Below are 13,066 nucleotides of genomic sequence, written 5' to 3'. Positions count from 1 at the left end.
AATACTGGAAAAGCAGTGTGATTTTATTCGGTTATCGTCATAATCATAAGTCAGCAAAGATTTTTCATTGCGGCATGTCCGCAGAGAGGGGATATATTATATGCGCCGCAATTTATATTGACGTGCTTGCACAATTGCCAGTTAGCATGGTGTTAATTAGCGTTCAATGTTATTTGGTGATAGCGGTAAATTAAAACTGGGCAGGTGCTCAATAGTTATTAATCGGGCAGGATATTTCTCAATGCCGCTTTTCTGGTTCTGCCAAAACAGACCGCCTGTTTTGCGCCAGCGTGGTCATTCCTGGCGAAATACAGGCAATAAAAAACCCGCACCAGGCGGGTTTGTTCGTCTCAGTCGTGCTTAGCTGCTCAGGCTGTTCGCCTTCATCGCTGTTGTAAGCGCCGCTGATAAAGGGCGGGGCTTACAGCGCGGTAACGTTACCTGCGGCCGGGCCTTTCGCGCCACTTTCGATGGTGAAGGAGACTTTCTGACCTTCATCCAGGGTTTTGTAGTTGTCGCTCTGGATAGCGGAGAAGTGAACAAACACATCTTTGCTGCCATCGTCCGGAGTGATAAAGCCAAAACCTTTATCAGAGTTGAACCATTTTACTAAACCAGTCATTTTATTAGACATAGATATTTCCTTAATTAATGAGCCACGAAGTGCGGCGATAATGGCCTGTGATTATAGAGTAACTTATTTGGCACTTAGGAGGAGGCTCACGAAGAAGGGTATCTTTGGATAACTCTTGAACTGAGGACTGCTTTACTAAAACTGCTTTCATAAGGTCTGTATTCCAAACCGATGGCGCTATTAAGACATAGCGAGTTCGATTTGGCAATGTTTATGTTTTTTTATTTTAACCACTTACACGCCCGGATGGCTGCATGGCTGTCTGTTTTGCTTGCCTGTCAGTACTTTCTCAAGCCGGTTATTTCGCAGAGCGTTAGCAAAATTGCGTTGCCAGTTCGCTTATCTTGCAACACAAAAAGGCCACCGCAAGGTGGCCCCGGTCATCACTTCCTTGGTTTACCTGCGTCCGCGCGTTTCTCACGAACCCTGCCGTTATTGTTGCGATCGCGAGGTTGCGTGCCACCACCAGGCTTAGGTACGACGACGTCTGGATTAAGTGGTCTTCTGTCAGCCATGTTTTCGTCCCCAAAGAATGGCAAAAGTGCCATCGACGGTGATACGCCTCGCGTGTTTGCTTTGCAACGCGGATCGGACTACAAATTGCGCAGCATCAAGTTTATCCTCGTATCGGCACAGGCCTTCGAACCAGTCATATGGCTCCGGTCATGCAGACCGGAAAGCAGGGCATTAAACGAAGCGGAATGGATACTGGCTACCGTGACAGACTTTTTCTCAGAACAGAATGAGGCCGTTATGGATCTGACAACGCATTTTACAGCGGTTGATGGTCTCTTTTATCGCGCGGTTGATCCGGCTTACCGGCGCTTTGCATTAGCCGGCTCCCGAACGCCGGGGCGCTATTCGGACAGCCAGCAACCGACGCTGTATCTGAGTTCATCGCCTGCAGGCGTAGAGGCAGCGATGCAATCCCACCGCGACAACAGAAATGCCAGCCTGGAAATAGTTAAAGTCAGGGTTATCGCGAATAACATTTTTGATCTCCGCAATGCGGATGCCGTGCTGGCTGCGGGCATTCACCTTCACGATGCGATTGCGCCATGGCAGGACATTGTGAAGGAGGGCGGTGTTCCCGGCTCGTGGGGTGTGCGTAATCGTCTGGAATCACTCGGCTTTAATGGCTTAATCGACCCTTCCCGTAAAGCACCCGGGCTCTGGCATCTGGTACTTTTTGCCTGGAATAACGACAGCCAATGCCATGTCACTCTTCTTGAATAAAGCACGGGCTGACATAACGCACCGGATAAAAGTCACTCCGCTCTCTCTGCGACACTTACCCCCGTTCCGGAAGCCAAAAGCGCAACGCAGGTGATAGAAAGCACCCGGCGCGGTTATGGGTAATTGCGTCGTGCTGTTGTCTGGCAATTTTCTTTTCTTGCGAAACACGTTCACATTCCCTTCTTGTTGGCGGGCTATTTTCACCTCTGGTGACGTTTTTTTAACCACAAACGCGGAGAACAGCATGAGAAGAGTAACCAGCACATGGTTTGCCACTGCTTTTATGGTCTGCACTTTTTCGGTCAGTGCAGCAACAGAGTGCGATATCAAACCGCCACCGTTACAAAGGGATAGCCCGCCTGTACCTGGCCCGGCACCGCTGGTTTATGGTGTCGTTCAGCAAACGACCACGCCGGTCGATGCATTAAACAATGTGGTTAAAACTCTGCCGGCGCTGGAAAATGGCAAGCGTTATGAAGTCCGGCTGGAAGTGAGGGAACTGGCGCCCGTTCCCGCGCCGCCCGTTCCCCCCGCACCCTAGTTAACGCCTGTTCAGCCCCTTTCCGGGGCTTTTACACCAACATATCCGGTTTTTGTCGGCCTGTTTATACCTCATACTTTGGGTTCATTTAAGGATCGCAAACCCCTGTCAAAAAGCGTTGTTACCACGATAAAAAATACCGGCACGAAGAAAACCGCGAATAAGGTGGCGCTGATCATGCCGCCGAAAACCCCAATACCGATGGCATTCTGCGTGCTGGCGCTGGCACCGCTGGCGAGTATCAGGGGAACAACGCCCAGCGTGAAAGCTAACGAGGTCATCAAAATCGGACGAAGCCGTTGTCGGGACGCCTGTAACGTTGCTTCCAGGGTGCTCATGCCCTGGCGGCGTAGCTGACGGGCGAATTCGACAATCAAAATGGCGTTTTTGGCTGAAAGACCAATCAGTGTGATTAAGCCCACTTTGAAAAAGACATCGTTGGTCATACTGGCCGAGCTGACAGCAATAAGCGCGCCGATAAGCCCCAACGGCACGGCCAGCATCACGGAAACGGGAATTGACCAGCTCTCATACAGTGCCGCCAGCACCAGAAATACCACCAGCACAGAGAGGAGGATTAACCCTGGCAACTGGGAAGCTGAGGCCTTTTCCTGCAACGAACTGCCTGCCCACTCGCCGGTAAATCCAGCTGGCAATGCCTTTGCCAGCTGTTCCATGGTTTTCATCGCATCACCACTGGCGTGACCCTGGGCCGCGCTGCCGGTGATGCGAATGGCCGGATATCCCTGATAGCGATTGAGTTGCTGCGGGGCCTGTCGCCACGACGAGGTGACAAAAGCGGAAAGCGGCACCATTTCGCCCAGTCTGTTTTTGACGGCTATTGTTAACAGCGTTTCAGGCTGCATTCTGTAAGCTGCATCGGCCTGCACAATGACCTGCTGGACACGGCCAGCATTAGTGTAGTCATTGACATAGTTTGAACCCGAGGTGACAGAAATGGCCTGATTGATCTCCTCAAACGATACGCCTAACGCTTGCGCTTTTTCCCGGTCAATGTTCAGGGAAATAGAGGCTCCCTCTGGTAATCCATCGATATAGACATCCGCAAGATTCGCACTGTTGTTTGCCTGTAAAACCAGTTTGTCTGCGGCCTGTTTCAGCGCCTCGTAGCCTTTGCCCGCTCTGTCTTCAACATAAAAGGTGAACCCGGAAGAGGTGCCCATATCGGAAATAGCGGGCGGCAGCAGGCTCATGGTTACTGCGTCGGGTACGGACTGCATTTTTGCCTGGATACGCTCGGCTTCATCCTGGGCGGAGATGCCTTTGCGGGATGACCACGCTTTTAACGTTGTAAAGGCCAGTGCGGAGTTTTGCCCCGAACCTGAAAAACCGAATCCGAGGATCATAATATTGCTTTTAATGGCTTGCCTTGAGGCTACTTCATCTTCATAGCGTTTCACCACCGCGAGAGTGCGCTGCATGGTGGCCTCGGAAGGGAGCTGAATGGAGGACATAAAATATCCCTGATCCTCTTCGGGCAAAAAAGAGGATGGCAGCGTGATTAACCCCATCACCAGGGCCGCGCACAGCGCGGCATAAAGCAGCATCATCCGCCCGGTTCGCTTTACCACATACCCCAGACCCGACACATAACGCGAAGAGAGCAGGTGAAAATAACGGTTAAACCCGGCGGCGAATCGTCCCGCTGGTGACGCGTTTTTCTGCTGCGGTTTCAGCAGGGTGGCACAGAGCGCAGGGGTGAGCGTTAAGGCTAAAAACGCGGAGAACAGGATCGATACCGCCATCGACACTGTGAACTGGCGGTAAATCACCCCGACCGAACCACTGGCAAATGCCATCGGGATAAACACGGCGGTGAGCACCAGCGTAATGCCAATAATCGCCGGTGTGATTTCCCGCATCGCTTCGCGTGTCGCCTCGTGCGGAGATAGCCCTTTTTCTGCCATCAGCCGCTCAACGTTCTCGACGACGACAATCGCGTCATCGACGATGATGCCAATGGCGAGCACCATGCCAAACATGGTCAGAATATTGATGGAATAGCCGCTTAACAGCATGACAGTGAATGTCCCGAGAAGCGCCACCGGGACGACAATAGCCGGGATGAGCGTGCAACGGATGTTGTGCAGGAAGATCAGCATCACCAGAAAAACCAGCACCATTGCTTCGCCTAACGTTTGTACCACTTTGATGATCGAGGCTTTTACAAAAGGAGCGGTGTCGAACGGAACGGTAAACGCCATGCCCTCAGGCAGCGTGGTGCTCAGCTCTGCCAGTCGCTGGTGAATTCCTGCGGCGGTGCTGATGGCATTCGCGCCCGGCGAAAGCTGAATGGCTGCTGCCGTCGCCGGAACGCCATTTTCCCGGATGCCATAGGTATAACTCTGTAGCCCTGACTCCACGCGAGCAATATCACCCAGCCTCAGACGAGCGCCGTCAGTGGTCGCTTTAAGCGTGATATTGTTAAACTCCGCAACAGAGGTGAGTTGCCCCTTCACCGTTAACGGATAAGTGACGTCCTGCCCCGGCAGCGCCGGTTCGTCTCCCGATCTGCCGGGTGATACCAGCACATTCTGTTGGCTCACCGCGCTGATGACGTCGCTGGCTGAAAGCTGGTAATGGTGCATTTTGACCGGGTCAAGCCAGATGCGCATGGCTTTTTCACCGCCGAACAACTGAACCTTGCCCACGCCCGGCACGCGGCGAAGCGCATCGCTGATGTTTCTGGCGAAATAATCACTCAGATCGGCCTCCTGATAGGCTCCCGTGGTGGATTTCAGACCGACCATCAGCAGAAAACCAGACTCGGCCGCTTCAACGCTGACACCGTTTTGCCTCACCGCTTGTGGCAGACGTGGCTCCACCGTTTTTATCTTATTTTGCACATCCATCTGCGCGAGTTTGCTGTCCGTTCCGGGTTTAAACGTTACGGTGATAGAGGCCATCCCGGTGGTGTCGCTGGTGGACTCGAAATAGAGCAAATTGTCCACCCCCGTGATCTCGCGCTCAATAAGTGAAACCACCGAGGTATTCATCATCTCAGGCGACGCGCCAGGAAAACTGACCGAAATAATAATACTTGGCGGCGCGACCGCCGGGTATTGCGCGACCGGAAGATGCGGGATGGATAAACACCCACTCAATATAATGAACAGTGCAACAACCCAGGCAAAGACAGGCCGGTCAATAAAAAACTGTGGCATCAATTAATTTCCGAACAAGTAAGGCGAGAGAATTAACATCAAGGTTTCTGCTGCGGTGATAATGTCCCGCTATCAACATCATCCGTCCTGACGCGTTTACCTATATCTTTAAGTTGTGAAAACTTTTCCAGAAGTTGCGGTGCATCATCAAGGCTGGTGGCAAACATCCACATATACGTCATGACCGAATAAATATGTCCGGCATTCACCCCCTGGGTTGATGTCATTACTATGATGGTCAGGGTAAAGAGCAGGGCGATCAGCACGCCGATCGCGAGGTATCCCAGTGCTTCACGATCGGAAAGGCTGATTCGCAAGCGGGCAAGCGATGAATAATGGCGATTAAGCGAGAGTGTGGAAGCTTTATGAACATAGTCCACCTCCTTTTCCAGTCGGTTATTTAGCCGGTTAAACAGCACCTCATTTTTACGGGTATAACCTTTAAGAAAGCACGACAGAATAATGACGATAACCACACACATCATCCCGGCGTGAAACTCAATAATGAGCAGCATAATCGCGGCGCCAAAAAGGGAAATCAGCGAGGTCATCAGCATCGGCAAATGCATTTCAAAGAAATCAACAAATTCACGGGATAACACCACCCGCGCGGCGATGGTTGAGTGATTAAGCTGATATTTACGCTGAGCAATAATCACCGATACGGCAAGGCCGGCATAAATGCGCGCAAACGTACGCGTATCGACACTGCGCCGGGTTGCCCCGAGGATCCAGATAAACAGGATCATCAGCCCATACAGCGCGGCGGTGAGGGCATTCCCCGCCAGGATCGCGTTGATAGCGATGCCTGCCAGCACGGGATACAATAAATAGGTCACGTTTTCCGCAATCACCAGCAAAAAAGTCACCGAGAGCTTTTTCCCGTTTTTTACGGCCAAATGTTTTAATGTCCTTTTCACATTTTCAGCAGAGGACGGTGGGGTTTTATTTATCGATGTCATTATAAAAAATTATCTGCCCGGTCTGGATGAACAATCCTGGCTTGCCGTTATGCTTAATCACCCATGCGCTTTCATTGCGAGCCGATTAAGATATGCGCCTGGATTACACGGCGTTTATGCAGTATATCGTTTGGATGTTTACGCAGAATGCATGTTTTATGGAGGCTATATGGAGGTGGCTAATTCCTCTGCAATGTAAAGGTGTCGGATTTTCTGGCTACTTGTCACTACGCGCATAGTCAAAATCTGACGCCTCACATTCGACGATATTCAGAGGATCCGCAATAAAAGATACATCGGCGTGACACCGAGGAAAATAATTAAAAAACACTCATAATAAAAACTAAAGTCATAAATATCAGGGAGCCTGAGTAAGAGAAGGTTAAAGATAAGAATAAGATGAAGAAAAATGATCACCAAAAAGAAGGTTACAATAGCCAGCTCTTTCAGCACGCCCGCTTTTTCTTGTATCAAAAACAGTAAAAGAGAAACGCTTAACGCCACATAGATAAACGGCGATGAAAGCAGCGTCGCACCAACTTTTTCCTCAACGTTGTGCATCAAAATAAGCCATATATAGAACATTCCCCATAACCATGCAGAAAATATCATCAATGAACTGATTTTTTCAGCGGTGAGTTTCCGTAAGTACTTCATTGATATGTCAACTCCGGGAGAGCGCTTTACCGGTAATGAAATGACCATGCACGATCTGGTTTGCCGTGTTTATTTACGTCATCTTACTTACCCGTAACGCGGTATTTATGTGGCTTACCTTCTATTGTTATCCAGCACTGTGGAAAATTAATTACCCGAATGTGGAGCGAGTGTGTATGCCTGCCTGGTAAATATTCGCTTGCGGATGTTGCCATCAATGATTGAGAAAAAAATGAGACGTCAGTGCGTTTCTGCGGATGCAACTTTCTTTGCATCAGCGGGTCTCATGTTCGCTGATGACCTGCGCGTTGCTGCCAGGGTTCAGAAACAGCTTAGAAAAACGGCGTTTGCCTGAGGCCAGTACCCGAAGCGAAATCGTCGGTGTCGGCTTCAGGGCAAGCCTGGTCACAGAATGCCCGCAGTATCAGTGGTGAGTGGAGAAATCATGAACGACAACTATCTAATTCTTGTTGCTGAAGATGACGATGAAATAGCGGATATTCTGACCAGTTATATTCAGCGTTCAGGGATGCGCACCCTGCGTGCGGCGGATGGCGAGCAGGCGATAGATGCCTGCCGGCTGAAAAAGCCCGATTTGGTGTTACTGGATATCCAGTTGCCGGTGTTCGATGGCTGGACTGTCCTTTCCACACTGCGAAAAGAGAGCAATATTCCGGTCATCATGGTTACGGCACTGGATCAGGACATCGATAAACTGATGGGGCTGCGGCTTGGCGCGGATGATTATGTGGTGAAACCTTTCAATCCCACCGAGGTTGTCGCACGTATCGAAGCCGTGTTGCGCAGGGCAAAGGCCAGCCACCAACAACTCAACAATAAGCCTATCCGGACAGCCTGTTTAACGGTTTATCCGCAGGACTTTTATGTGGAGATTAATGGCTGCGGCGAGGCTATCTCTCCCATCCTGACAACGACCGAATTCAAACTGCTGGCCTACCTCGCGCGCAACCCCCGCAAAGTCTGTTCGCGTGAAGAGTTGCTCAACGCCTGTCTGCCAGAAGGCGATACGCTTGATCGCACGGTGGACAGCCATATGAGCAAGCTGCGCAAAAAACTGGAAAAATGCGGGTTAAAAGGGGTTCCGGAAAGTATTCGCGGCATGGGTTACCGGTTAGGTGAAAACAAATGAACAGAGGCCACCCGTTAAGCCGCCAGGTGCTGGCGTTTATGATCTCGCTGACGCTGACGGTTATCGCTGTCTCGGTTATCGGCTCCTACCTGTTTTATACCTTCATCATTTATTACCTTCCCGGCGGGGCAATAGCCGGGAATGAGGATCAGATGACCTATCTGGACTGGTTATGGATCCTGGTCGCCTCCCTGATAAGTTTATCCGTCTCGCTTTTTTTTACGGTGAAACTGTCGGCAAGAATATTGACCCCGTTAAGCTCTGTTGCCACCAGCCTGCGAAGAATAGCCCAGGGCGATCTGGGCGCGCGGGCGTTTTGTGCGAGTACGCATCTGGGCGAGCTTAATAATCTTGTTAATGATTTCAATGACATGGCTGAAAAGCTACAAACAATGGATGCGCAGCGTCGATCCTGGAATGCCGCTATCGCCCATGAACTGCGCACGCCGGTTACCATCCTGCGGGGCCGCTTACAGGGGCTGGTTGATGGCGTGTTTGAGCCAAATCCGACCTTGTTTAACTCGCTGCTTAAGCAAACAGAGGGCTTAACCAGCCTGATTGAAGATCTGCGGGTGGTGAGTTCATCCGGTGGGGCCGAATTTACGTTAACGCTTGTGGATGTTGATTTGCAGGAGATCATTCAGAGCGCAGTGGATTCCTTTGCGCTGGAATTTAAACGCAGCCATTTTAGCGTCGTGACCGAATTACACCCCCAGCAATGCCAGTGCGATCCGCTGCGAATTATTCAGTGCCTGACGGTCCTTTTCGATAACGCGATAAAATATGCCACCTCTAAAAGCATGGTGGTCAGCCATGGTGCTGGTGAACACGAGAACTTTATTGTCGTTGAAGATAGGGGACCGGGCATTCCGGAAGCATTCCACAAATTTATGTTTCACCCCTTTCAGCGCGGAGCCAGCGCAAGGGACACCAATCCGGGGGGCTGTGGGTTGGGGTTGTCGGTGCTAAAAGCCATCATGCTTGCTCATCAGGGCGACGTCACCTACACGTTAACCGATAAGGGCCATTCCATTTTTAAACTCTCATGGCCCTTACGGAAAAAACAGTAATTACGCTTTCTGCGTATGCAATTGCTGATTGGCTGGAATCGCGGTCATTTTCCACATCTCACCCAGCCGGGTATCCCACTCTGGCGGTGAGATTTGTAACTTGCCGCGCCGGGGGCTGAGGGTGATTTCACTGAAATAAATGACATCACGCTGCAGCATCAGATCAATTCGGCAATAATCGAGCCCGGTGGCGAGCTCCTGCGCCGCGGTTATTGCCTTATGCAATAATGCCGGTTCGGGTATCGTCCAGGGCGTATTGGGATATTCCATCTTAAAGGGCTGCAATTGCCAGCACTGATTGTAGACATTAATGAAACCATGACCGGAGTGATCGGTAAAATCCGCTTCGATAAAACCCGCGATACCGTGAAAGCAGTGTATTCTCAGCATTTCAGGCGTTCGGCTTTTGTCTCTTTCGGAAAATAAATCAATATATTTTTCGCACAATATAACCGATTGGATATTTTTATACTGCCATTCGCGAGTGGTGTAATACATATTTTTGCGCAGGGCAAAATCAAGCTTCTGCAACGCGCGTGCAATATTGAGTTTATCCTTATCGGTGCATATTACTGCGCTACCGCTGTCGTGATTACACTTCAGCACAAATTTGTCCGGTAACTGGCTGAAATCGATGCTTTGCACGTCATTATAAACACCAAGCAGTGTGGGTAATTGTACTCTTTGCGTACGCGCAGAAACGTAATCGCGTACTGCCAGTTTATCTGCCAGTCGCGTATAAAGCGGGTTATGATCATATATTAATCGATAACATATTTTTTCGCTCAGCGTCACCGGATTAACCAGATCGGGGGTTCTGCCAGTGACTCGTTTTAATCTTTTGCTGTGAAACTGCTGATCCTGAACCAGACAGGTTAAAAATTTTCGAGCAAGATACTCGGTGTATTTCATAAAATAGTTAAATCTGTTCATTATTCCTCCTGCGGACAGTAAACATTCTGCAGAGGATTTATTGAGTTATATTGCCGCTAATATGGAGCGACGATGGAGTAGCAACTGGCAAAATATCCTTAACCGAGTCGAGTAAGTACTGCTTGCCAGATGGGAACAGGTGATATGTTCCTTTAAGTTAAATTTGAACGCAGATATCAGTGTGTTAGCCGCTAACAAGGGGACGGGAGCAAGGAAAGTGAAACGCGAATTGGCATTGCAGGAAGGCCGGTGCTGCGAAAGAGAAAGGTCTTTCTTATCGGCTTAACAAATTACGCAGAAAATGGGTTCAGAATTTACTGAAGCCAGATATATTACCTGTCAGGTCACCTTTTCTATGATGGAGCGAGAAATGACGGATTACTGTTTTTATCAAAAAGGTAAGCAACTCGTCGTGCTGAAAAGCGCGGAAATGGATGCGGCTTCTCAACTGGTGGCGCAGGGTTTCGAAAAACAGTTTGAAGAGATCAGCGCGACGAATGAAAAAAACGCGCTTGCCCGCTTTGCGGATATTCGCCGTGATAACCAAATCGATCGCGAGAACTTTCTCGCAGGTGCAGGGCCGATGCCGCTTATTGGCGGATTGACGGCCATTGTCACCTCGCTGGTGCGCAAAAAAGAGAAATGATGAATACAGACTGCGCCGCGAGTCGCCGCGTAGTCACACCGATAAAAGGCCCGGCATGAAAAGTATTGATGAATTAAAAACAACCTATCCCGGCGCACAGGCATGGTCATTTGGCGACAACCCGGAGATGGCAAACGCGCTTGCAGGCTTAGTGGTGAGTGGAAGAAAAACGGCCTCCTGCGGCTCGCTTGCCTCGTATCTGGCGGAAGAACCGGCACCTAAAATCGGCAGTTATCATATTATTCTCGACGGGCAACATTCCCCGGTTTGCGTCATCAGACTGCTCGCGATGCGTCTGGTACGCTTTTGCGATGTCACGCACGAGTTTGCCAGAAAAGAGGGCGAGGGCGATTTAAGCCTTGAATACTGGCGCCAGGAGCACAAAGCCTTTTTCACCCGCGCGGGGTTTTTCTCTGAAGAGATGGAGCTTGTCGCAGAAGAGTTCCGGGTTGTTGAGGTTCTCTGAACCTGTGTATCGACATTTCTATCACAGCCTCTGCGAAACGCGGCTGTCGCGTTTCGCAAATCAAGCCGCCAATATTCACCGTAAAAACTCGCACCGCTGAAATATGCCAAAAAGCGCACTGTGCAAAAATTCAGCGTGCTGTTCAGAACTCCCCCTCGCTTTCTCCATCCCGTTCAACGTGGTTAAAAATCCCTGATTTACGCAACATATATCGCAAAACGCACAGAAACAGGTTTTTAAAAATCCCGTCGATACGCAAACTTTTGCTGCCAGCCTTCATGAGTGACCTTTATCCGGTGTATGTAGCGGACACACGCCGTGGAGGCTGGCATTCAGGTTGAAGCGTGGTGGGAATGCGCTAACAAGTTCTGCCTTAACGAAAAAGAGAATGAGGGAGTGGATATGAAAACAAACATCACCTGGCTTGCGCTTACTGTCAGCGCGCTTGTGGCGGGCGCGACGCTTCCTGCCGTTGCCGCGCCATTACCGGTAACGCCGGATTTATCAATACCAGTGAGTCAGTATGTGACCCAGGTAAACGCCGACAAAAGTATTACTTTTCGCCTTTTCGCGCCGGGCGCAAAACGGGTATCGGTGGTGACCGGTTCTACGCCGGACAGTTTTGTCTCCCATGATATGCAAAAAGATGAGAGCGGCATCTGGTCGTGGAAAAGCGCGACGCTTGTTCCGAATCTTTACGAATATTATTTTGATGTCGATGGTTTTCGTTCTGTGGATACCGGGAGCCGGTTTCAGAAACCGCAGCGCCAGGTCAATACCAGCCTGATTCTGGTGCCGGGCAGTATTCTCGACGACCGCGCTGTGCCCCATGGCGATCTGTTGACGGTGACCTACCACGCGAAAGAACTGCGTTCAGAGCGTCGCATGTATATCTGGACGCCGCCGGGTTACAGCGGGAAAGGCGAACCGCTGCCGGTACTCTATTTCTACCACGGCTTTGGCGATACCGGCCTTTCCGCCATTGATCAGGGGCGGTTGCCGCAGATAATGGACAATCTGTTAGCCGAAGGGAAAATTAAACCCATGCTGGTGGTGGTGCCGGATACGGAAACGGATATCGTGCAGGCGATCCCGGAAAATTATCCGCCGAAAGAGCGGCGCAAAATGTTCTATCCGCTTAATGCCAAAGCGGCCGACCGCGAACTGATGCATGACATTATTCCGCTGGTTGATGCCCGCTTTAATGTGCGCAAGGATGCGGGAGGACGTGCGCTGGCCGGGCTCTCACAAGGGGGCTTTCAGGCACTCGTTTCCGGGATGAACCATCTGGACAGCTTCGGCTGGCTGGCGACATTCAGTGGCGTCACGACCGCCACCGTTCCGGACGCTGGCGTGACGGCGCAGCTCAATAAGCCGCAGGAAGTGAATAAGCAGTTGCATAACTTCACGGTGGTGGTCGGGGAAAAAGATACCGTCACCGGGCAGGATATTGCCGGGCTTAAAAAAGAGCTGGAGCAAAAAGGCGTCACGTTTAGCTATAAAGTGTATCCCGGCCTGGGGCATGAAATGGATGTCTGGCGTCCCGCCTATGCCGAGTTTGTGCAGAAGCTGTTTAAATAAGACGT

Annotated in this window: 13 protein-coding genes; 7 read left to right on the top strand and 6 right to left on the bottom strand. The window is 50.6% G+C overall.

The features are described 5' to 3' along the window. Positions 1-421: 421 nt before the first annotated feature. The gene (gene cspE, locus IP581_RS12655; RefSeq protein WP_086874224.1) at positions 422-634 is read right to left on the bottom strand and encodes a transcription antiterminator/RNA stability regulator CspE; all 213 of its coding nucleotides are present in this window, start codon (positions 632-634) and stop codon (positions 422-424) included. Between the two features lie 753 nt (positions 635-1,387). Here cspE and IP581_RS12650 point away from each other — a divergent pair. Both IP581_RS12650 and IP581_RS12645 read left to right on the top strand, forming a co-directional pair. Next, positions 1,388-1,870 carry an RES family NAD+ phosphorylase gene (locus tag IP581_RS12650; RefSeq protein WP_193822694.1) on the top strand — a complete coding sequence of 161 codons (483 nt, stop codon included), beginning with the start codon at positions 1,388-1,390 and terminating at the stop codon, positions 1,868-1,870. Positions 1,871-2,114: 244 nt separating this feature from the next. Continuing rightward, a complete protein-coding gene (locus IP581_RS12645) occupies positions 2,115-2,411 on the top strand; it encodes a hypothetical protein (RefSeq protein ID WP_141399331.1) in 297 nt (98 codons plus the stop codon). 71 nt (positions 2,412-2,482) lie between these two features. Here IP581_RS12645 and IP581_RS12640 read toward each other — a convergent pair whose 3' ends face one another. The 4 genes from IP581_RS12640 to IP581_RS23990 form a co-directional block, all read right to left on the bottom strand. Then, positions 2,483-5,596 carry a multidrug efflux RND transporter permease subunit gene (locus IP581_RS12640; protein ID WP_193820532.1) on the bottom strand — a complete coding sequence of 1,038 codons (3,114 nt, stop codon included), beginning with the start codon at positions 5,594-5,596 and terminating at the stop codon, positions 2,483-2,485. Between the two features lie 38 nt (positions 5,597-5,634). After that, positions 5,635-6,558: an ABC transporter six-transmembrane domain-containing protein gene (locus tag IP581_RS12635; protein ID WP_193820531.1), complete on the bottom strand. Its 924-nt coding sequence runs from the start codon at positions 6,556-6,558 to the stop codon at positions 5,635-5,637. Between the two features lie 270 nt (positions 6,559-6,828). Further along, positions 6,829-7,263 (bottom strand): colistin resistant protein CrrC, encoded by a 435-nt coding sequence (gene crrC / locus IP581_RS12630; protein ID WP_228007762.1) that lies wholly within the window; start codon positions 7,261-7,263, stop codon positions 6,829-6,831. Positions 7,264-7,489: 226 nt separating this feature from the next. Next, the gene (locus IP581_RS23990; protein ID WP_265579979.1) at positions 7,490-7,624 is read right to left on the bottom strand and encodes a hypothetical protein; all 135 of its coding nucleotides are present in this window, start codon (positions 7,622-7,624) and stop codon (positions 7,490-7,492) included. A gap of 36 nt (positions 7,625-7,660) precedes the next feature. On the opposite strand from IP581_RS23990, the gene IP581_RS12625 reads away from it, so the two are divergent. Both IP581_RS12625 and IP581_RS12620 read left to right on the top strand, forming a co-directional pair. Further along, complete coding sequence (locus IP581_RS12625; RefSeq protein WP_193820530.1) at positions 7,661-8,365, top strand: response regulator; 705 nt, start codon at positions 7,661-7,663, stop codon at positions 8,363-8,365. Then, complete coding sequence (locus IP581_RS12620) at positions 8,362-9,435, top strand: ATP-binding protein (protein WP_193820529.1); 1,074 nt, start codon at positions 8,362-8,364, stop codon at positions 9,433-9,435. The genes IP581_RS12625 and IP581_RS12620 overlap by 4 nt, the downstream gene beginning before the upstream one ends. On the opposite strand, the gene IP581_RS12615 is transcribed toward IP581_RS12620, so the two are convergent. Beyond that, positions 9,436-10,368, bottom strand: coding sequence for an ATP-grasp fold amidoligase family protein (locus IP581_RS12615; protein WP_193820528.1), 933 nt, complete (start codon positions 10,366-10,368; stop codon positions 9,436-9,438). A 370-nt stretch (positions 10,369-10,738) separates the two neighbouring features. Between IP581_RS12615 and IP581_RS12610 the strand changes: the two genes are divergently transcribed. The 3 genes from IP581_RS12610 to IP581_RS12600 all read left to right on the top strand — a co-directional run bounded on the left by IP581_RS12610 (position 10,739) and on the right by IP581_RS12600 (position 13,061). Then, positions 10,739-11,014, top strand: a complete 276-nt coding sequence (locus IP581_RS12610) for a hypothetical protein (protein WP_097399680.1) — start codon at positions 10,739-10,741, stop codon at positions 11,012-11,014. 55 nt (positions 11,015-11,069) lie between these two features. Next, positions 11,070-11,480 (top strand): ASCH domain-containing protein, encoded by a 411-nt coding sequence (locus IP581_RS12605; protein WP_193820527.1) that lies wholly within the window; start codon positions 11,070-11,072, stop codon positions 11,478-11,480. Positions 11,481-11,882: 402 nt separating this feature from the next. Further along, positions 11,883-13,061: an alpha/beta hydrolase-fold protein gene (locus IP581_RS12600; protein WP_228007761.1), complete on the top strand. Its 1,179-nt coding sequence runs from the start codon at positions 11,883-11,885 to the stop codon at positions 13,059-13,061. Positions 13,062-13,066 lie beyond the last annotated feature (5 nt).

This window comes from Kosakonia pseudosacchari (assembly GCF_015167415.1).
Taxonomy (GTDB): Bacteria; Pseudomonadota; Gammaproteobacteria; order Enterobacterales; family Enterobacteriaceae; genus Kosakonia; species Kosakonia pseudosacchari.
This window is presented reverse-complemented; position numbering and strand designations above follow the sequence as displayed.